We start from the raw sequence: 20,004 nt of genomic DNA, 5'->3' as shown, positions 1-20,004 counted from the left end.
AATTTATCCTTTCGCAATCATGCGTAAGAATTCATTCATAAGTGGATCAAATAAGCCCTGTTTTGCTAGCGCTTCCGCAGTTTCGTGTACTTCGAGCTGATGTGGAAGCGCTTTTTCAAATTGATCTAATAGCGCATCAAACAATAGAAGGCCTTCTGCTTTCTCCACTACATATTGTTCGTTCAGCTTTTCACAAAGTTTTAGTATACGTTCAATGTCTTTTTTACGAGCTTTTTTCTTTATGATTAAAGAATAAAATGGACACTTTTCTTCATCAATCATTTTAAATAGTAGGTCTACGTAGTATTCAGCTTGTTCTAGTCTTCTTACAACGTCCATTTTCTCCCTCGCTTCCTAACACAAAGTCTTCTATTTCTGAATTTTGTAACACGAACAAAATATCGTATGATACAATATATAAAGTATATGTATTTTAGCCAAAAGGAGGTCTCGCCTCATGACTCTTATAACCGTTGTCTTTGTCGCATTCGCACTTCTTGTTATATTTTACACGAATTTCATGACACATACACTGTGTGAGCGAAAACAAATAGCTGCGAGCCGCCAACCCGGTGTCTTTCGAGTTATTAATGTATGTATTACCATTCTATTAATTTCTAGTTATATAGAAATTATATTTCATGGAAAGTGAGGAAGGAAAGCCCCTTCCTCATTTTTTTCCTCTATAAGCAAATTATACCTACTATAACCAATAAAATAAACAGTACAAGTAATAAAATAAGTTGAGAATTCATCCCCCATCCCCTCCTCTTTTCTGTATATGCGGCATGCGCCCAATATGGTACCCTTTCAAAATCTGACACAAACTGCTTAAAATTTCTTTATCCCGCATTAACGGGCAGTAGGCAAAATGAAGTAAAACCTAATGAAACTGCCCGTAAATGCCCGATTCATTCAACTAATAATCCCTTGGGACACTTCACCCAAAGGATTAAAGTTTCACTTTATCAATAGGAAAACCCGTCGAAATATGATATATTAAATTTTGTACATATTGCTTATACTATGAAATAAACGACACGCATCTAAACTTTATCCTAAAGCCTCGGTAAGCCCTGTTAAGCGTGCTTTTACATATTAAAAAAGCAAAGACATCAGTGAGACTTAATCAGGTTCTTATGAACGAAAATAACCTATCATAAGGCGTTTCTTCATTTGTACGGGATAAATTAAAAATACATAATAGTAGGAGTGTTTATTGAATGAAGAAAGCTATGCTTGCCTTAGCCGCAACAAGTGTAATCGCATTATCAGCATGTGGAACATCATCATCAGACAAAATTGTTACATCTAAAGCTGGTGACATCACTAAAGAAGAGTTCTACAATCAAATGAAAACACAAGCTGGTAAACAAGTACTAAATAACATGGTTATGGAAAAAGTACTTATTAAAAACTACAAAGTCGATGACAAAGAAGTAGACAAAAAGTACGATGAAATGAAAAAGCAAGTCGGTGACCAATTCGATACACTATTGAAACAACAAGGTCTTAAAGAAGAAACAGTTAAAAATGGCGTTCGCGCTTCATTAGCTCAAGAACAAGCGATTGAAAAATCAATTACTGATAAAGATTTAAAAGCAAAATATGAGGACTATAAGCAAGAAATTAAAGCAAGCCATATCCTTGTAAAAGATGAAGAAACTGCTAAAAAAGTGAAAGAAGAACTTGCACAAGGTAAATCTTTCGAAGAGTTAGCGAAACAATACTCTGAAGATCCAGGTTCAAAAGAAAAAGGTGGCGACTTAGGATTCTTCGGACCAGGTAAAATGGTAAAAGAATTCGATGAAGCAGCTCATAAGCTGAAAAAAGATGAAATAAGTGAACCTGTAAAAACACAATACGGTTACCATATCATTAAACTAACAGATACTCATGCTGATAAAACTTTCGATCAAGCAAAAGCTGACATCAAAAAAGAAGTAGTTCAAGAAAAATCACAAGATGCTCAATTTATGAACGATCTTATGATGAAAGAAATCAAAAAAGCTGACGTAAAAGTTGACGATAAAGATTTGAAAGATCTTTTCGAAGAGCCAAAAGCTGACGCTAAAAAAGACGAAAAGAAATAATGAAGTGAAAAAAGCTTGGGAATATCCCAAGCTTTTTTATTTTGCAGTAGTTTTATCCCGCTTTTTGCGGGCAGCACGATTGGCACACAATAATTGAATAAGGTTTGGCAGGAATATATCCCCCCTTCGCTCAACTAACAGGCGCTAAAGTACACTCGGATTAAACCAACTTAAATAGGCTTAACCCTCAATAAAAGAGGACTATTATTGAGCTACGCAAGCAAAAAATAATCAATCTATTTTTCAAAATGGCTGCTTTCTATTTGTTATAAAACACTGAATTGGAGCATATTTTTAATCAAACTTCATTTCAAAGATACAGCTAATATTTAGTTGTACCTCCCCCACTGATTACAGCATCATTTCATTTCTGTTTACCGATAAATTGATATATCCCTCTCTCTTACTCCATTCCACAAAAAACCTCGATTCACGCAGTACGGAACCAAGGTTTATCTCATTATTATTGATTAAATTAAAAAACTATGTTAAATTAGTACAGAAACACATTCACACAAATATACAGAACGTATTTATCCGTATTTTAATTGTACACCAAAACACATCTGCAGTCAACCTCTATTTTTCACTTTTAAAGGAGTGCTTACCGTATGAACAAAAAACTTGATCTAGAGCAACAGCGATTGGATACCGTAATCGAAACGATTACGGAACAAATTGATAAACTGGAAAACGAAACTGGCAGACGCCGGGCAGAAGTAATCAACATCCGTAAACACTTCTGGGATGATGTAAAAGTTAATACTGATACTTTTGATGATTATCTTGAAACAGTTATCAACTTAAGGCAACAAGCTCAGTCACTAGCCGTAACACAAATCACCCATAAGCACACCTTTAATCGACTTGCCGCACTAAGGCGTATGCATAAAGCACCTTACTTTGGACGAATTGATTTCACAGAGGAAGGAGAATCAAGTCCAGAGCAAATTTATATCGGTGTCGCTACCCTTACTGATGCAAGCGGAGAAAACTTTCTTATATATGACTGGCGCGCACCAATTTCAAGTGTCTATTACGATTACCCACCAGGACCCGCTGAATACAGTACACCAGGAGGCTTAATCCGCGGTAATGTGGAGAAAAAATTACAATATATTATTCAAAATGGCGAGATTGATTCTATGTTCGATACGAGCCTTACAATTGGCGATGAAATATTGCAACAAGCGCTCGGAAAAGGTACGAACAAACATATGCAAAGTATCGTTGCTACAATCCAGCGCGAGCAAAATGAAATTATCCGTCACGATGAAGGGCGACTACTTATCGTTCAAGGAGCTGCTGGTAGCGGTAAAACATCAGCTGCATTGCAGCGAATCGCCTATTTACTATATAAATATCGCGAATGGTTAAAAGCAGATCAAATCATCCTCTTCTCCCCTAACTCCATGTTCAACAGCTACGTTTCTAACGTATTGCCAGAACTCGGTGAAGAGAATATGCAGCAAGTTACATTCCAGGAATATTTAAACCATAGACTAAGCAAGTCATTTGACGTTGAAGATCCTTATGAGCAATTAGAATATATGCTAACTGAAACGAATAGCCCTGCCTATAAAACGAGAAATGCTAGTATTCGTTTTAAAGCATCCACTCAATTTTTCGAAATGATTAGAGCGTACAGACAATCCCTTGAATCTTCAGGCATGTTATTTAGAGGAATGAAATTTAGAGGGAAACTGATTGCCTCTGCTAAAGAAATCGCAGAGCAATTTTACAATACCGGCTCCTCCCTCCGCTTCCATAATAGAATTGAAAAGTTAACGGATTGGCTAAATAAACAAATAGATGAAATTGAAAAGGCAGAACTAAAAAAGCCTTGGGTAGAAGAAGAAATTGAACTACTTAGTAAAGATGAATATCAAAAAGCTTATAAATACTTACAGAAAAAAGGCGAGTTTGAAGACAACTCCTTTAATGATTATGAGAAAGAAACGAAAGTACTTGGACGTATGATTGTCCGTAAAAAATTGAAGCCGCTTCGTAAAGGCGTTCAAACATTGCGTTTCATCAATTTCACAGGAATATATAAACAACTCTTCACAGATGCATCATGGGTTACTGGAGAAAAACCGAAAGAATGGGACGACATTTGCTCGCTAACGGTGAACATGCTCGATGAAGGAAAGCTACATTACGAGGATGCAACTCCATTTTTACTTTTAAAAGAATTAATTGAAGGCTTCCAAACAAATAGATCCATTAAACATGTACTCGTAGACGAAGCGCAAGATTATTCTCCGTTTCAATTCGAGTTTTTAAAACGTCTCTTCCCTGCAGCAAAAATGACTGTACTCGGAGACTTTAACCAAGCGATATTCGCTCACGCAAGTGAAACAGTGAATTTCAATACACTTACTAGCTTATACGGACCAGATGAAACGAACGGCATCAACTTAACTCGTAGCTATCGCTCAACAAAACCGATTATTGAATTTACACGATATCTCGTACCGGAAGGAAAGAACATTCACGCATTTGAACGTGACGGTGAGAAACCTACAGTGACTACAGTTTCTGATCACAGTGAACTGCATGACCACATCACTTCCAAAGTCGCTGAATTACAAAAACAACAGCACAATACGATCGCAATCATTTGCAAATCCGCAGCTGAAAGCGCCGCTGCCTACGAAGCACTCAGTCATATCGAGAATATTAAACTTGTGAAAAGTAACTCAGCCGAGTATGAGCAAGGCATTGTCGTGATCCCTGCTTATTTAGCGAAAGGTATCGAATTTGATGCTGTTATTATTTACAATGCTTCTAAAGATGTGTACAGTGATGAAAGCTTGCGTAGATTGTTCTACACTGCTTGTACGCGTGCGATGCATGAATTGCAGCTTTATAGCGTCGGTGAGGTTAGTCCTTTTGTAACAGGGGCTGCTTCGGAGAGTTTTGAACTTGTGACGAAAACACCTTGATAATCATCAAGGTGTTTTTCTCATTCTAAACGACATATCTTTACGTCGATACACAATATATTAGACGACGCACTGTATGGAAAAGTTTTATTAATTCATAAAAAAATACGGCTGGCAATGTCCGTACCGTTTTTTATGAATGTTTATTTGCTTATTGTCCCCACGCACTAATGCTCTGCTTGAAGACAGGAATTTTCATCCATATGTCTTGTTCCCAATTTTAAAACATAATACAATTAAAATGTAACTTAATACGCTATAACTAGTAGGTGTGGTAATCATCTCTTCCATTTCGAAAAAAGGGGGGAGGTGATAAAATGATCGCGATGTTTGTAATTAAATTAGTGTATGGTATCCTAACCGGAGCTGGCGTTGTCATCGGTAGAAGATACGTTGGTCCGTGGCTAATTTCTGTATACAAAAAAGCGAGAACCACCCTGCTTCGCGGAAAAGGTAAGGGCGGTTCTCGGCTAAAACGTTAATGTAATTGTCTTATAACCGCACCTACTACCACCACAATAGCAAGTTAGGTTACACAAGGCAGAAGTTTCTCAGGCTTCTGTCTTCTTTATTTTATGCAAAATTCATACTAAATACTCTATCATCATTGTAACACATTATATTTATTTTTAGTCAAGATAAAAAACCACCTAAAGGCTCCCCTTCAGGTGGTTCTCTATTTTACGCTAACGCAGCTGCCTGTTCTTGTTGATCTACAGGAATTACAGCGTCTCTTAAAGCTTTTTCTAGTTCTGCTGTGTATTTCATCTGCTCTTCTTTGCTCCAGCCAAGTTTTGCAGCCATGTAGTTAATTACTGCTTCTTTCCACTCGTATACCCAGTGAATGTTGAAGAATACAGCGCCTCTGCGGCGTACGAAGAAGTCAACTGGTTTCGCTGTCATTTCGTAGTCCATTGCGTATACAAGCGGGATTAGAACGTCAAGCGGCATGTTGTATTCTTTCGCTTCGTCTCTATGCTTTTTCGCTAAGTCGAACAGTACGTCAACGTTAGAGCCGTAGAATTTCGCGAATTCTTCCGCTTGAGCTGTCGTTAAACCGTATTTCGTACCTTCTCCTGCTTTTTTCGCGATAAATGCCGGGAATCCATGTGAACCACTTACATGTCCGCCAGAGATTGGCATATGTTTCGTGTCGCTCTTCGGATATGAGCTGTGACCTTCTTTTTGTAATAGATTCGTTACGTAGTCTACTACCATTTCAGCCATTTTGCGGTATCCTGTTAATTTACCGCCCGCGATTGTAATTAAACCAGATTCAGAAGTCCAAATTTCATCTTTACGAGAAATTTCAGATGCATTTTTACCTTCTTCGTAAATTAATGGACGTACACCAGCCCAGCTTGATTCAACATCTTTTTCCGTAATTTTCACGCTTGGGAACATGTAGTTAATCGCATTAATGATATATGTGCGATCTTCTGTTGTCATGTGTGGTACAGCTGCGTCTTTATCATAGAACGTATCTGTTGTACCTACGTATGTTTTTCCTCCGCGAGGAATCGCGAATACCATACGTTTATCTGGTGTATCAAAATAAATTGCTTGCCCTAATGGGAAACGTTTTTGGTCAATTACTAAATGCACACCTTTTGATAATTGAAGTACTTTCCCTTTTTTAGAGTTATCTTTTTCACGAAGTGTATCTACCCAAGGACCGGCTGCGTTTACAATTTTTTTACCGTAAACTTCATACACTTCTCCGTCTAGTAAATCGATTACACGTACACCGCATACTTTTCCATCTTTATATAAGAAACTGTCTACTTTTGCGTAGTTAACAGCTTTCGCGCCATGCTCAATCGCTTCTTTCATTACTTCAATTGTAAGACGCGCATCGTCTGTACGATATTCTACGTAGTAACCGCCGCCTTTTAATCCTTCTTGTTTTACAAGAGGCTCTTTATTTAGCGTTTCTTCACGGCTAAACATCTTTCTGCGCTCGCTTCGTTTTACACCTGCTAAGAAGTCGTATACACGAAGACCAATTGATGTACTGAATGATCCGAACGTACCGCCTGTATGGAACGGAAGTAACATCCACTCTGGTGTTGTTACATGGGGACCGTTCTCATATACGATCGCACGCTCTTTCCCCACCTCTGCTACCATTTTCACTTCAAGTTGTTTTAAATAACGTAAACCGCCGTGTACAAGTTTCGTTGAACGACTTGATGTACCTGCTGCAAAGTCCTGCATTTCAAACACAATCGTTGATAAACCGCGTGTTGCCCCATCTAATGCAATACCAGAACCAGTAATACCTCCACCAATTACGATCACATCTAACTCTTGTTTATTTACTCCGTTTAATACGTCTTTACGTTGTTTACTTGAAAATTTCATGGTAATTCCTCCCTTTGATAACGAAAAAAGAGACCACGAACTCCGCTATAGATTTCGCCTCTATAGCGTGTTGTGGTCTCTCCAAATCTCCTACCGAATTATTAACTTGTCACCATTATAACACTGTTTATGATTATTTGAAAGCTTTAGTTGCTTCAATTGCCTTTTTCCATCCAGCATATAACTCTTCGCTTGTTTCCGCTTCCATTGCTGGTGTAAAGCGCTTATCCATATGCCACTGTTCTTTAATTTCATCTTGGTTTTTCCAATATCCAACCGCAAGACCAGCTAAATACGCTGCACCTAAAGCTGTCGTTTCGTTGATTACTGGACGCTCTACAGGAACGTCTAACATATCGCTTTGGAACTGCATTAAGAAGTTATTCTTAACTGCTCCGCCATCAACGCGCAACGTGTTCAGTTCAATACCTGAATCAGCTTCCATCGCGCATAATACATCTTTCGTTTGGTAAGCTAAAGATTCTAGCGTTGCACGAATGAAATGCTCTTTCGTCGTACCGCGTGTTACACCAAACATAGCGCCGCGTACTTCACTATCCCAGTATGGTGTACCTAAACCTACGAATGCTGGTACAACATATACACCTTCAGTTGATGCAACGCGACTAGCGTACACTTCACTCTCACTTGCATCTTTAAACATGCGCATTCCATCGCGTAACCACTGAATTGCAGAACCTGCTACGAAAATACTTCCTTCTAATGCGTAATTCACTTTACCATCTAAACCCCATGCAATTGTTGTTAATAGACCGTGCTCAGAAGCAACTGCTTTTTCGCCTGTGTTCATTAACATAAAGCAACCCGTTCCGTAAGTGTTCTTCGCCATACCTTCACCGAAACAAGCTTGTCCGAATAATGCTGCTTGTTGGTCACCAGCTACACCTGCAATTGGTATATTTTGACCGAAGAAGTGATAATCCACTGTTTCTCCATATATTTCAGATGATTGACGTACTTCTGGAAGCATGCTCTTTGGTACTGTTAACATGTCTAGAAGCTCATCATCCCACTGTAAGTCGTGAATGTTAAACATTAATGTACGTGATGCATTTGAGTAATCCGTTACGTGCGCTTTACCACCAGATAGTTTCCATACAAGCCACGTATCAATTGTTCCGAATAATAACTCGCCGTTTTCTGCTTTTTCTCTTGCACCTTCAACGTTATCTAAAATCCATTTTACTTTCGTTCCAGAGAAGTATGCGTCAATTAAAAGACCTGTTTTTTCGCGAACCATTTCGCTATAACCTTTTTCTTTTAACTCATCACAAATTTCAACTGTTTGACGAGATTGCCATACGATTGCGTTATAAATTGGTTTGCCAGTCTCTTTATCCCATACAACCGCTGTTTCACGTTGGTTCGTAATACCGATACCAGCGATTTGTTCTGGTTTTACGTCTGCTTCGCTTAAGCAAGTTGCGATAACTGCTAAAATAGATCCCCAAATCTCTTGTGCGTTATGCTCTACCCAACCTGGCTTTGGAAAATGTTGTGTAAACTCTTTTTGAGCTGAATGAACAATTTCACCTTTTTTATTGAATAGAATTGCGCGTGAGCTTGTTGTTCCTTGGTCTAATGAAAGAATATATTTTTTCATATCGGTTTCCCCCTTATGCTACTTTTCTACTATTTGTAGTGCTTCCGCTTTTTTTACTTGTCATATAAGAGATTGCTAGTACAATCACAGTTGCAATAATCACATAAATAAGTGCTGAATTTTGTTTTCCTTCAAATACAACTTGATGGAATAAACCTGCAAGTGATCCACCTAAAATCGGACCTACTACTGGAATCCATGCATACTTCCAGTTTGAACCGCCTTTTCCTGCGATCGGAAGGAAGAAATGTGCAATACGCGGACCTAAATCACGAGCCGGGTTAATTGCGTATCCTGTTGTTCCACCTAATGATAAACCAATACTTACAATTAAGAAACCTACGATAAATGGATTTAATCCATCTGCAAATTTATTTGCCCCAATTGCTAATATACCAAATACTAAAACGAATGTTCCAATCATTTCACTTAAAAGGTTTGTAAATGTGTTCGGAATTGCTGGACCTGTTGCAAATACACCTAACTTTGTTCCTGGATCTTCTGTTTCTTTCCAGTGTGGTAAGTAATGTAAATATACGAGAACTGCCCCGATAATTGCCCCAATCATTTGTGCTGCGATATAACCTGGTACGTCACTCCATGGGAACGCTCCCTTAAAAGCAAGTCCTATCGTTAAAGCTGGATTCAAATGTGCCCCACTAATTGATCCAACTGCATACGCTGCAACCGCTACTGCTAAGCCCCAGCCCATTGTAATGACAATCCAACCAGAATCTTTCGCAAACGACTTCTTTAAACTTACACCAGCGCAAACGCCGCCACCAAGTAAGATTAGCAATGCAGTCCCTATTAACTCTCCTAAAAATGCTGACATAGTATCCCTCCGCAATCAATTTAAACGCTTTCAAAAGTGATAGAGGTAAAATGAATGGCCATTCGTTTTTTTCAAAAGAAAAAGATCCACAGCTTACATGCCTCTATATAAAAGTATATAGAAACAATAAAATGTGGATCTCTTCTTTTCTCCGTCACGTTTATTAACTTGTCTATAATGTTAACCTCTCGTGAAAGCGGTGTCAACAGAATTTTTTCACATTTCCGTCACTTTTTTTGGTAATGTTTCCATAGTTCTTTCTTCGATGTCGTAATCGCTGTCGCACCAGCATTTAAAGCTCTTTCAACATCTTCTACAGTACGAATGAAACCACCTGCTAAAATCGGTACACCTGTACGCTCTTTCACTTCAGCAATCACATCCGTTAACGCTCCAGGAAGCACCTCTATATAATCTGGCTTCGTCTTTTCTAGCAAATTACAGCTCTTTTCCATCGCGCTAGAATCAATTAAAAAGATGCGCTGAATTGAGACGACACCCTTTTGCTTCGCCTTCATAATTACGCTCGCCTTTGTTGACAATAATCCGTACGGTTTATATTCTTGGCATAAAAACTCCGTCGCATGCCCATCACTTTGTAATCCATGGATCAAATCAACATGTAAAAACACCTTTTTACTATGCTGCTTCGCAAGTGACACAACACTCTTCAATTGCCCAACATGAATATCTAAAATAACAATATACTCATACGAACTATGTAATAGTTTTTCCAAATCTTTAATTTGCCTCACTGCCGGCAAAATCTTTTGTTCATGAAATTCCATTCTATATGTCCCCTTTCCGTCTATTCTTTATAGTACACAATTTAAGTGGAAAGAACAGCTAGTGTAGGGAAATTCCTTCATTATCTATATATTTTCTTCAACTTATCAGATCCCATACCACCTATAACCATTAATATGAGAGGTAAAAAGTTCATTACATATGGTGCATCTGCTACAATTGTAATGCTTGCTCCTGCAAACTTATTTAAAACCCATACAGAGATTTTTGTAATAAACAAAAGTACCCCTATCATAAATAAACTATCAAAAAACACCTTCCATTTTGGATGCGCCAATTGCTTACTATCTTCAATTACTTTTTGCGTCAACTCTTCATCACTCCTCAATAGCTCATCAATTGTAATACCGAACAGATCGCTTAAATGAATAATAATTTCAATGCTTGGATAGTTCTTTCCCGTCTCCCATTTCGAAACAGATTGCCTACTCACATGAATTTTTTCAGCCAAATCACTTTGCGACCAATTTCGTTTTTCCCTTTCTTCTTTTAAACGTTCACTAAAAATCATACTGTGTTTATCACCTCTCTATGCCTATTATGGTCAAACACATGATGAAGAGTAAAGCGAGTTGTCGTTGCGTATTCTGTGCAACTTGTGCGTTACAGCTTAAAATAGTGCTATGTAGTATGTAGATTTCATATAATATGCTCCAATAATAATTTCCCGAACAATAATATAAATAGTAGACTCAAGTAAAGAAACATAAAAAAGCCATTCCTTCCTATTACTTTTTAGAAAGAACAGCACATATATAATCATTTTTATCCATCTGTTTTCGTGTTATATGAAAACCCAGGATATTTCACAACAGGCCACTTTTGCTTACGTAAAGAATCCATTAATTGCGGTCCAACATCAGTAATAAAATTTCGTCCATTTTGATCAACAGCCGTTATTCGTGCCCGCCCTAAAAGCATATACGGCCATTCTGCCTCTTTATACCAATGAAGTTCACGCACTCCCCCGGCCGTTAAACTCATATTTACCCCAGTAATCGTAGTCGAAACCGGCAGTTTAGTTAAATATGTAGAAATTGAATTCTGGATTAGCATATGCAAAAGGTGTAACCAAAAAAAGAACTGTACATGAGGCAGTTCTTTTAAAGAGGGATTATTTCACTTTTTTGAGAGGTGAAATGACTTTGTTATAAAAATATCTTTCCCATTTAGCTAATAAACTGCTCCCATTTTCACCTCGCTGTATTTCAATTTCGTGTTTTTTATGAAATTCGCTTACTCGCTTATTATGTTCTTTATGCCAGTGATGGAGAGCTTTTTGGTTCATTTTTATTCCTCCTTCAAAATATCATCATAATTATAGCTTTATAATTGTTAATTATAAAGCTATTTTAGCCCACAAGTTTTGACATAAAAGATGCAAATTGATGTCAAAACCTTCTTTAATTACAATGTACTTGGTTACAATTACTTATTATCAATTGAGGAGATTAATTTCTAGAAATTAAATGGACGTTCCTTTTTAAAATGCCAGCTAACAAACGAAACATCTACTTTTCTCCTATACAAATATTTCATACAACAAAAAAAGAAGAGAAATACAATACTTTTCTCTTCTTCAAAAGTTTCTATTAAAGCAGTACCGAATCCTTATCACTACTCTGATTACGTTTCTCTCGCTCTTCTTCTAAACGTTTCATATATACTTCGCCTTCTTTTTCAATAAACTCATTATCCATATCTTGCTCTTTTTTCGAAGTATATAAAACCATGTAGCCACTTAATACGATCCCAACGATTACAAGATAAACCCACCATGGTAAAATTTCCAAATCACTTCATTCCTTTCCTTAGACAAGCCTTATTAGTTTCACTGTATGAGGAAAAAGGTGGATTTATGCTTAAAATTTTTCATTGTGGATGCTTCGCGAAGAACGCTTGTACATATTCTATAAACTCAATTGGCTCTTGACGAAACGGTGCGTGATATCCTTTTTCAATAATATGAAACGTACTATTTGCAAATAACTCGTGGTACAGTTCACCATTTTTCCAAGAAACGCTCTTATCGTGTCGTCCCCATATAATTAAAGTCGGAACCTTAATTTTATCAGCTTCCATCGCAATGCGGCGTTCTCTCATTTTCGTAAGTTGATCATAATGCTCTTTATCATCGCGGCTATTTTTCACTTCATTTTTATTATAATCCGTAATCTCTGTTACAGTTTGTAAGTCCGTTGATAGTGGCGGCACTTCATAACTGTCTTTTTGCTGGAAAGATTCAATTCCTGTAGAATCCGCCAAAATGAGATGCGTCACTGCGTCCGGATATAAATACGCTAAATTCAGCGACATCTCTCCGCCCATCGAATGACCGAGCACCGCAAACTGATCGTATCCGAGCTTCTTCATTAACTTATAATATAAATTCACTTGCGCAGGAAACGAATACTGAAAATCAACGGGCTTAGAAGAACGCCCAAATCCTAAAATATCAACCGCAATAATCGTATGGTCTCGTGCAAGTTCCGGATAAATATCACTAAACCCATCTGAAGAACCACCAAACCCGTGAAGCATAAGTAAAGGCGGTTTCCCCTCACCAATTTGCTTAAAATAAATCGTCTGTCCATCAATTTGCGCCATACTTTCTTTCGTATGTAGCTTCATCATAACAGTATCTTTCACTTCTCCAACCTTCGCAATCGGCTTATCAACGAAGTTACATACTATAAGCAAAACGAGCACAATACCACTAATCATATAAAACTTAAACCGTTTCAAATTTCCGTCTCCTTTCTCAAGTTGCTATTTAAAGTTTTTACATTTTTTGGTTGTTTTATGTTCTCTTTTTAACTGTAACTAAACAGGTTACAATTATACTAAAAAAATATAACTCATTCCCATTACTGATGGTTATTTTGTAACCATTATAGTTACGTATTTTAAGTAAGTCAATTCTTTTCTTTACGTGTATGATTTCAACTAGCTTTTTTCTTACATTCTACATCGTAAGCTACTCTAATTTTGCCCATAGAAAAATCCCCTCCATAGTAAGTAAACAGGTTAATGTGCTTTCTTTTCCCGTCTACTATAAGGGGATTTTTTAATGGTATAATATTAATTATAACTTCAGTTAAAGGTGGGGTTTTTGTTCATCCCCCACTGATTATTAGCCCAAACCAATCGGGCGTTTATGGGCAGTAAAACTCCCACAAATAGCGGGATAAATTTTTACACATAAGGAGATAAGACTATGGCAAAAAACAAATTACTAAGAATGGACAATGTCAGCATCGTTGTAGAATCCCTTGATAACGCAATCTCTTTCTTCGAGGAGATTGGATTGAAACTCGAAGGGCGCGCCACTGTCGAAGGTGAATGGGCTGGTCGCGTCACGGGACTCGGTTCTCAGTGCGTAGAGATTGCTATGATGGTTACTCCAGATGGCCACAGCCGAATTGAACTTTCGCGATTTCTTACCCCGCCTACTATAGCAGATCACCGGACTGCTCCTGTAAACGCCCTCGGTTATTTACGCGTCATGTTCACCGTTGAAGACATTGACGAAATGGTATCCAGACTCACTAAGCATGGTGCTCAGCTCGTTGGCGAAGTGGTTCAGTACGAGGACTCGTATAAGCTCTGCTACATTCGTGGAATCGAAGGACTTCTAATCGGTTTGGCGGAAGAACTCGGTAACAAATAAGTAAATGACGTTTTATAAAAAGCCTTTACTGAAATATACATTGCTGAAGTAAAAATATTTGAAGAAAATTCTTATTCAATAAAAGGCCCTACTGTTGAATAAAACTTAGATTTTTAAGCGACTTTATTATTATATTTTTAACCCCGTTCTAACTTTAGAACGGGGTTATGTTTGTTTGAGCTTTTAAAATTTCCGTAGTCTTTTTAGAAAAACAAAAGACTACATACTATACGCGAAAGAGTTTAAAACAGAGGAATTATATAAGGTGTTAATTGGTTTTAGAGTAGGACGTAGCTCATAGCAGGAGGCGTATCCGCAGATGTGAAGCATCAAGGAACTTAAAAATAAGAATAATCAACTAAACAAAGGATTATAAATCGAATAAAATAATCAGCTGTCTATAAAACTATTAGGGGTACCACCACATATCCATCAAGCTAACAAGGACGAGTTACCCCAAAACGATAAAAACGATCAACATGCAAAGATTTTCGTTCTGGGGGGTATTATGATATCTTAACTTGATGGGTGCACGGTTAGTCCCCTTTTATAAACTCATTATTTACCAGACAGGTCTTAACTTCGATGATGATTTACCCTCATTTGCTTCATAAACTAACTTTGTTAAATCCTCCTTGAGCATTTGCATTCTTTCATCGCCTATGTTTTCAATCCAACGTTGTTCAATTTCAGTTAGTATCTTCTCTTTTGCTTGCACTACTAGCCAACCTTTTTCGGTCAAAACAATAATTTTCCCTCTCTTATCAGTTGGATGAGCTTTGCGCATTACATAACCACTTTTCTCAAGGTAATCCACCATTTTACTCACAGCTTGCTTTGTAATTCCTAAATATTCGGCTAGTTCTATACCTGTGGCTCCATTAGGAGTGATGCATTTAAACATAAAACCGTGTACAGGTCTAATATCTCCAAATCCCAATTCACACAATTTGTCATGTAGTTCATTGATTGATGCGCTAAAGGATAATGACAAAAGTGACGTAAGGTCCAATTCACTAAATACTTGATGACTCATACATGAAACCTCCTTAAATAAAGTCAATACGGTTGACTACATCTGATTTCTATTGTACTATATGGCATATAGTCAATCAAATTGACTATAATTAGTTATAAGAGAAATAAGGGATTCAACGAAACAAAAATTAATAAATTATGGAGGTTTCTCATGGCTAACATCGTGAAAATTAGAGGAAGTGTGTTTGCTCCGTATGCTTGGTTAGAACCTATTAAAGATCCTACAACAGGAAAACTTCTTGAATATACTGGTGATTCACGTGAATTTACACCTTATGCTGTAAACACAATGCGGTCAAGATTAGAGCAAGAAGTGATTATTGATTTTTATAAAAAAGAAATTTTTTCACATGCAAATGCTTGTATCGTAACTGTGAAAATTACAAATCCAGATGGTTCTATCGAGTATAAAAAAGGGAGAACAAGTACAGAAAATATTGTATGCACTAATGTTGTGTGGGGTACTGATGAAGTTTCTTTTAAAATGAGTGCAAGTGCCAGCAATCCTTTAAATACAGCAGCACCTGCAGCTGACTATGTATTAACTATACACGTTAACAAAAGTGGGGTTGCACATATTGAAGGTGCACATGATGGGTTCCCCTGCTATGAATTTTATAAACAAACAGATTTTGGTCCATTTGAATTAATATATACACATGATTTCAGAAAAACTGGTGACACTCCGGCAGCGCTAGCTGGGGAAATGGAATACAGTTTTAAAACGACAATCTAGATATAAATACTGAATAGAAGTTTACAAGCAGCAAAATTATTTATACGAAAGAAATTGCGATCTGTTTTGCTCAATGTGTCAATATTATTACCCAAAATAAAATTAAGAGTTGCAGAGGTGTGTCTCATGACTAATATCGTTAAAGTTAGAGCAAGTGTATTTATTCCAATGTCTTGGACTGAACCTAAGAAGGATACTCAAACAGGAAACGTGATTCAATTCGAAGGTGACTCACGTGAATTTACACCACATGCTGTAAACACTATGCGTTCCAGAATTGAACAAGAAATAGTTGTAGATTTTTATAAAAAAGAAATTTTCACATATGTGAATACCGGCATAACAACAGAAAGAATCACAACTCCTGATGGTTCCGTTAATAAGAGAACAGGAAAAGCTAGTACGGAAAATATTTTGTGCACTGATGTTGTATGGAAGTCAAATGACGTCAAATTTAAAATGACTGCAAGTGCTAGCAACCCATTAAATGTATATGCACCGCCTGTTGACTACCTATTAACTGTACATGTCCAAAAAGATGGTACTGTCGATATTGAAGGTACACATGATGGATTCCCTTGTTATGAATTTTATAAGCAAGTAAATTTTGGTCTGTTTGAGAAAATTCATACACATGACTTCAGAGAAACTGGTGATACAGCTGAAGCTCTAGGTGGAGACATGGAGTATAGTTTTAAAAAGATATTATAAAGAACAATATACTACCCTTTTTATTAGATAAATATATAACAACGTCAAAGAGTGAGTAACAGGAGGAAAAGAGAATGACAACAGTTTTATTTGTAAAAGCAAACAATCGTCCAGTAAATCAATCAGTTAGCGTAAAATTATATTATGCTTTTTTAGCAAGTTATAAAGAATCTCATCCAAATGAGACGGTAGTAGAGCTTGATTTATACAACGAGGAATTGCCATATGTAGGAGTAGATATGATTAACGGCACATTTAAGTCTAGTAGAGGATTTGATTTAACAGAAGAAGAAGCAAAAGCAGTAGCTGTTGCTGATAAATATTTAGATCAATTCCTTGCAGCTGATAAAGTTGTTTTTGGTTTCCCATTATGGAATTTAACAATCCCAGCTGTATTACACACATATATTGATTACTTAAACCGCGCGGGAAAAACATTTAAATATACGTCAGAAGGTCCAGTAGGTCTTATTGGAAATAAAAAAATTGCATTATTAAACGCAAGTGGCGGTGTATATTCTGAAGGACCAAAAGCTCCAATGGAAATGGCTGTTAAATATGTAGCAAGTATGATGGGCTTCTTCGGTGCAAAAGATATAGAAAAAATAGTAATTGAAGGTCACAACCAATTCCCAGATAAAGCAGAAGAAATTATTGCTGTAGGGCTTGAAAAAGCGATTAAAGTAGCAAGTAAGTTCTAATTAACAAAACACTTGTCACTCTATATCGCAGTACCAACACTTTTATAGCGGGTGGTACTGCTTTTTTATTTGCTTAGCTCGCATCAATTGGGCAGTAAGGACCCAATTGATGCGAGCTTTCCATTCTCAACTTATTAAACGAAAGAAAGCAGGATTACATTACAATGGAACGTTTATGGACAAAAAACTATATAATGCTGACCATTACAGCATTATTACTATTTAGTGGTTTTTATTTACTCATGCCAACACTACCTATGTTTATTAAACAATTAGGTGGAAGTGAATCTCAAGTTGGATTTATTATTGGGGTGTTTACAATATCGGCAGTCATTTTTCGTCCTATTGTTGGAGGATTAATGGATCGATATGGTCGAATGGTATTTATAATAAGCGGACTACTATTTTTCGCAATTACAATGTATTTTTATGATTGGGTAACAGGGGTTATATTTTTAGTGGTCTTACGTATTCTCCATGGAATCAGCTGGGCAGTTGCTACAACTTCGATAGGAACGGCTGTGACTGATGTTATTCCACAATCTCGTCGTGGAGAAGGAATGGGATGGTATGGACTTGCCATGACTTTAGGTATGGCTTTAGGACCAGTATTAGGTCTTTGGGTAATAAAATCATTTTCATTCCATTATCTATTTCTTCTATGTACAGGATTAGCACTTGTTGCATTCATACTTGCACTTGGTACAAAAATACCAGCAATTCAACATGCATCAAAAAAACCAATATCATTTTTTGAAAAAACACTCTTGCCAATTGCTATTGTTACATTTTTCCTATCTCTTACTTTTGGTGGCATTACAACATTTTTACCACTGTTTGCGGCAAAAATTCAAGTTAATGCTGGTACTTTTTTCTTAGTTTATGCTGTCACACTTACAGTAGTTAGACCATTTGCAGGGAAGGTATCCGATAAATATGGAGAAGGAATCATTATTATTCCCGCGCTGTTTACACTGATAGCCGCACTATTAGTTCTAGCAATGACAAATGGGATGGTTGGACTAGTTATTACAGCTATTTTGTATGGGATTGGATTCGGATCAGCACAACCTGCTCTTCAAGTAGCCATGATACGATTAGCTTCACCAGAGAAAAGAGGAATAGCGAACGCTACATTTTTTACTGCTTTTGATTTAGGGATTGGTTTAGGGTCCATTCTTCTAGGATTTGTTTCACAACTCATGGGATATCAAATGCTATTCATTGTTTGTGCTGTCTCTGGGTTTGTTAGTCTGTTAATTTTTATTTTATTTGTAAAAAAGACGCTAACATAACTTTTAAACTTACGAAAAAAGCGCTATTCTTTTTGTAGAAATATACAGAAAGGATGGCGTTTTGGCTATGAATTTATCGATTTCTGATGAACTAGAATTGTTTTCTAAAGAACGTAAGAAGCAAATTACCTATAAAGAACGCAGTAAACGGCTTAGTGCAATTAACTTTTACATTACAAATATTCCTTTGGAATACCTACCAAAGGAACAAGTATACGATTTCTACTCTTTACGATGGCAAATTGAACTTATTTTTAAAACGTGGAAATCATTTTTTCGTATTCATCACTGTAATTCTGTGAAATTAGAACGGCTAGAGTGTCATTTATATGGACAACTAATTAGCATCCTTCTTTGTTCCTCCACCATGTTTCAAATGCGCCAATTACTCCTCATCAAGAAGAAACGAGAACTAAGCGAATATAGAGCGGTTTATATCATAAAAGATTATTTTCCACTTATTTATCAATCTTTAGAAAAAAGAAAAAATCTCACGTAGAATTAAACTTATATAATCTTAGCTTGATGGGCATGGGGTACCACCAGCATTTCGGAAAAAAACCACGCCAGGATAGGAATGTATAAAAAAATGAATAGAGTCATAGAAAAAGTTAGATCCCCACTCTCACAAGGAATCCGCCTTTTTCTTGCTACCGATAATGATGCGTTATGTAAACATGACATGGATACTATATACATTCAAAATTGAATTTAAGTAGGCTACTAGGCATACATCCAATCTAAGCTTTGACCCTGAGCATAAAATTAGTTATAAGTCTAATTTCAATAAGGAGTGAACCTCGAATCATGGTATATATACGACAAATGCCACTCTATGCCCAGAGTCCTTGGGGTCTTCAAAATTGTTTATTTCGATTTACGTATCTGCGGCTTAGAAACGGAGACAATTTCTGGTTTTTTTTGACGACTGTTGGGCACGAAAGAATTTATGGCTATAGGTTTTTCGGTGGGAGATGGAATCATTATTCGGTTGCTATAAACGATATTGTTTCCTTCCATTGTTCTCCTCCGACTCCAACTCTATATTAAAACACTACGCCTGACCTTCGTAATCTGAACTAACTCATTAGATTTCCATCCCGAACATAAAGTGTAGAACTTCCGAGAACGAAAATTATGTGCACACGAAAGTCCCCCAGTTAAACAATCTGGAGGACTTTT

19 protein-coding genes and 2 pseudogenes are annotated in these 20,004 nt (G+C 36.9%); 10 read left to right on the top strand and 11 right to left on the bottom strand.

Annotation, left to right across the window (positions count from 1 at the left end; genetic code table 11):
* Positions 1-3: 3 nt before the first annotated feature.
* Complete coding sequence (locus tag QUF93_RS07500; RefSeq protein ID WP_289358339.1) at positions 4-339, bottom strand: DUF1878 family protein; 336 nt, start codon at positions 337-339, stop codon at positions 4-6.
* Between the two features lie 118 nt (positions 340-457).
* Here QUF93_RS07500 and QUF93_RS07495 point away from each other — a divergent pair, with 118 nt between their 5' ends.
* The 4 genes from QUF93_RS07495 to QUF93_RS07480 all read left to right on the top strand — a co-directional run bounded on the left by QUF93_RS07495 (position 458) and on the right by QUF93_RS07480 (position 5,523).
* On the top strand, positions 458-652 hold the full coding sequence (locus QUF93_RS07495; protein ID WP_000172690.1) for a hypothetical protein: 195 nt from the start codon (positions 458-460) through the stop codon (positions 650-652).
* Positions 653-1,223: 571 nt separating this feature from the next.
* Positions 1,224-2,093, top strand: coding sequence for a peptidylprolyl isomerase PrsA (prsA, locus tag QUF93_RS07490; RefSeq protein ID WP_002116734.1), 870 nt, complete (start codon positions 1,224-1,226; stop codon positions 2,091-2,093).
* Positions 2,094-2,704: 611 nt separating this feature from the next.
* Entirely contained in the window at positions 2,705-5,041 is a 2,337-nt protein-coding gene (gene helD / locus QUF93_RS07485) for an RNA polymerase recycling motor HelD (RefSeq protein ID WP_289358337.1), read from the top strand.
* A gap of 317 nt (positions 5,042-5,358) precedes the next feature.
* A complete protein-coding gene (locus tag QUF93_RS07480; RefSeq protein ID WP_000561154.1) occupies positions 5,359-5,523 on the top strand; it encodes a hypothetical protein in 165 nt (54 codons plus the stop codon).
* 199 nt (positions 5,524-5,722) lie between these two features.
* On the opposite strand, the gene glpD is transcribed toward QUF93_RS07480, so the two are convergent.
* The 9 genes and pseudogenes from glpD to QUF93_RS07435 form a co-directional block, all read right to left on the bottom strand.
* Entirely contained in the window at positions 5,723-7,405 is a 1,683-nt protein-coding gene (glpD, locus tag QUF93_RS07475; RefSeq protein WP_289358336.1) for an aerobic glycerol-3-phosphate dehydrogenase, read from the bottom strand.
* 133 nt (positions 7,406-7,538) lie between these two features.
* Positions 7,539-9,029: a glycerol kinase GlpK gene (glpK, locus tag QUF93_RS07470; RefSeq protein WP_289358335.1), complete on the bottom strand. Its 1,491-nt coding sequence runs from the start codon at positions 9,027-9,029 to the stop codon at positions 7,539-7,541.
* Between the two features lie 13 nt (positions 9,030-9,042).
* Positions 9,043-9,864, bottom strand: a complete 822-nt coding sequence (gene glpF, locus QUF93_RS07465) for a glycerol uptake facilitator protein GlpF (protein WP_289358334.1) — start codon at positions 9,862-9,864, stop codon at positions 9,043-9,045.
* A gap of 227 nt (positions 9,865-10,091) precedes the next feature.
* Positions 10,092-10,652 carry a glycerol uptake operon antiterminator GlpP gene (gene glpP, locus QUF93_RS07460; RefSeq protein WP_000394295.1) on the bottom strand — a complete coding sequence of 187 codons (561 nt, stop codon included), beginning with the start codon at positions 10,650-10,652 and terminating at the stop codon, positions 10,092-10,094.
* A gap of 80 nt (positions 10,653-10,732) precedes the next feature.
* On the bottom strand, positions 10,733-11,182 hold the full coding sequence (locus tag QUF93_RS07455) for a helix-turn-helix domain-containing protein (protein WP_289358333.1): 450 nt from the start codon (positions 11,180-11,182) through the stop codon (positions 10,733-10,735).
* Between the two features lie 338 nt (positions 11,183-11,520).
* Positions 11,521-11,769: pseudogene (locus QUF93_RS07450) on the bottom strand (cupin domain-containing protein); the annotation flags it as partial.
* Positions 11,770-11,785: 16 nt separating this feature from the next.
* The gene (locus tag QUF93_RS07445) at positions 11,786-11,959 is read right to left on the bottom strand and encodes a hypothetical protein (protein ID WP_002116713.1); all 174 of its coding nucleotides are present in this window, start codon (positions 11,957-11,959) and stop codon (positions 11,786-11,788) included.
* Positions 11,960-12,263: 304 nt separating this feature from the next.
* A complete protein-coding gene (locus QUF93_RS07440) occupies positions 12,264-12,464 on the bottom strand; it encodes a sporulation YhaL family protein (protein WP_289358332.1) in 201 nt (66 codons plus the stop codon).
* 79 nt (positions 12,465-12,543) lie between these two features.
* On the bottom strand, positions 12,544-13,416 hold the full coding sequence (locus tag QUF93_RS07435) for an alpha/beta fold hydrolase (protein ID WP_289358331.1): 873 nt from the start codon (positions 13,414-13,416) through the stop codon (positions 12,544-12,546).
* 472 nt (positions 13,417-13,888) lie between these two features.
* On the opposite strand from QUF93_RS07435, the gene QUF93_RS07430 reads away from it, so the two are divergent.
* Positions 13,889-14,341, top strand: coding sequence for a VOC family protein (locus QUF93_RS07430; RefSeq protein WP_289358330.1), 453 nt, complete (start codon positions 13,889-13,891; stop codon positions 14,339-14,341).
* A gap of 562 nt (positions 14,342-14,903) precedes the next feature.
* Here QUF93_RS07430 and QUF93_RS07425 read toward each other — a convergent pair.
* Positions 14,904-15,377 carry a MarR family winged helix-turn-helix transcriptional regulator gene (locus QUF93_RS07425; RefSeq protein WP_289358329.1) on the bottom strand — a complete coding sequence of 158 codons (474 nt, stop codon included), beginning with the start codon at positions 15,375-15,377 and terminating at the stop codon, positions 14,904-14,906.
* A 153-nt stretch (positions 15,378-15,530) separates the two neighbouring features.
* On the opposite strand from QUF93_RS07425, the gene QUF93_RS07420 reads away from it, so the two are divergent.
* The 5 genes and pseudogenes from QUF93_RS07420 to QUF93_RS07400 all read left to right on the top strand — a co-directional run.
* Positions 15,531-16,115, top strand: coding sequence for a DUF3238 domain-containing protein (locus QUF93_RS07420; protein ID WP_088060233.1), 585 nt, complete (start codon positions 15,531-15,533; stop codon positions 16,113-16,115).
* 126 nt (positions 16,116-16,241) lie between these two features.
* Positions 16,242-16,826: a DUF3238 domain-containing protein gene (locus QUF93_RS07415; protein WP_088060231.1), complete on the top strand. Its 585-nt coding sequence runs from the start codon at positions 16,242-16,244 to the stop codon at positions 16,824-16,826.
* 74 nt (positions 16,827-16,900) lie between these two features.
* Entirely contained in the window at positions 16,901-17,527 is a 627-nt protein-coding gene (locus QUF93_RS07410; RefSeq protein WP_088060229.1) for an FMN-dependent NADH-azoreductase, read from the top strand.
* 164 nt (positions 17,528-17,691) lie between these two features.
* The gene (locus QUF93_RS07405) at positions 17,692-18,822 is read left to right on the top strand and encodes an MFS transporter (protein WP_088060227.1); all 1,131 of its coding nucleotides are present in this window, start codon (positions 17,692-17,694) and stop codon (positions 18,820-18,822) included.
* Positions 18,823-18,928: 106 nt separating this feature from the next.
* A pseudogene (locus QUF93_RS07400) lies at positions 18,929-19,303 on the top strand (transposase); the annotation flags it as partial.
* Positions 19,304-20,004: the final 701 nt, after the last annotated feature.

Origin of the sequence: Bacillus hominis (assembly GCF_030348325.1) — a bacterium.
GTDB classification, from domain to species: domain Bacteria; phylum Bacillota; class Bacilli; order Bacillales; family Bacillaceae_G; genus Bacillus_A; species Bacillus_A hominis.
This window is presented reverse-complemented; position numbering and strand designations above follow the sequence as displayed.

What these genes read in the sequence shown, in the direction of transcription:
- QUF93_RS07500 (WP_289358339.1), bottom strand. Translation starts at nt 339, where the DNA reads ATGGACGTTGTAAGAAGACTAGAACAAGCTGAATACTACGTAGACCTA.
- QUF93_RS07405 (WP_088060227.1), top strand. Translation starts at nt 17,692, where the DNA reads ATGGAACGTTTATGGACAAAAAACTATATAATGCTGACCATTACAGCA.
- QUF93_RS07425 (WP_289358329.1), bottom strand. Translation starts at nt 15,377, where the DNA reads ATGAGTCATCAAGTATTTAGTGAATTGGACCTTACGTCACTTTTGTCA.
- helD (WP_289358337.1), top strand. Translation starts at nt 2,705, where the DNA reads ATGAACAAAAAACTTGATCTAGAGCAACAGCGATTGGATACCGTAATC.
- glpK (WP_289358335.1), bottom strand. Translation starts at nt 9,029, where the DNA reads ATGAAAAAATATATTCTTTCATTAGACCAAGGAACAACAAGCTCACGC.
- QUF93_RS07480 (WP_000561154.1), top strand. Translation starts at nt 5,359, where the DNA reads ATGATCGCGATGTTTGTAATTAAATTAGTGTATGGTATCCTAACCGGA.
- glpD (WP_289358336.1), bottom strand. Translation starts at nt 7,405, where the DNA reads ATGAAATTTTCAAGTAAACAACGTAAAGACGTATTAAACGGAGTAAAT.
- QUF93_RS07430 (WP_289358330.1), top strand. Translation starts at nt 13,889, where the DNA reads ATGGCAAAAAACAAATTACTAAGAATGGACAATGTCAGCATCGTTGTA.
- QUF93_RS07415 (WP_088060231.1), top strand. Translation starts at nt 16,242, where the DNA reads ATGACTAATATCGTTAAAGTTAGAGCAAGTGTATTTATTCCAATGTCT.
- glpF (WP_289358334.1), bottom strand. Translation starts at nt 9,864, where the DNA reads ATGTCAGCATTTTTAGGAGAGTTAATAGGGACTGCATTGCTAATCTTA.
- QUF93_RS07495 (WP_000172690.1), top strand. Translation starts at nt 458, where the DNA reads ATGACTCTTATAACCGTTGTCTTTGTCGCATTCGCACTTCTTGTTATA.
- QUF93_RS07410 (WP_088060229.1), top strand. Translation starts at nt 16,901, where the DNA reads ATGACAACAGTTTTATTTGTAAAAGCAAACAATCGTCCAGTAAATCAA.
- QUF93_RS07445 (WP_002116713.1), bottom strand. Translation starts at nt 11,959, where the DNA reads ATGAACCAAAAAGCTCTCCATCACTGGCATAAAGAACATAATAAGCGA.
- glpP (WP_000394295.1), bottom strand. Translation starts at nt 10,652, where the DNA reads ATGGAATTTCATGAACAAAAGATTTTGCCGGCAGTGAGGCAAATTAAA.
- QUF93_RS07455 (WP_289358333.1), bottom strand. Translation starts at nt 11,182, where the DNA reads ATGATTTTTAGTGAACGTTTAAAAGAAGAAAGGGAAAAACGAAATTGG.
- QUF93_RS07420 (WP_088060233.1), top strand. Translation starts at nt 15,531, where the DNA reads ATGGCTAACATCGTGAAAATTAGAGGAAGTGTGTTTGCTCCGTATGCT.
- prsA (WP_002116734.1), top strand. Translation starts at nt 1,224, where the DNA reads ATGAAGAAAGCTATGCTTGCCTTAGCCGCAACAAGTGTAATCGCATTA.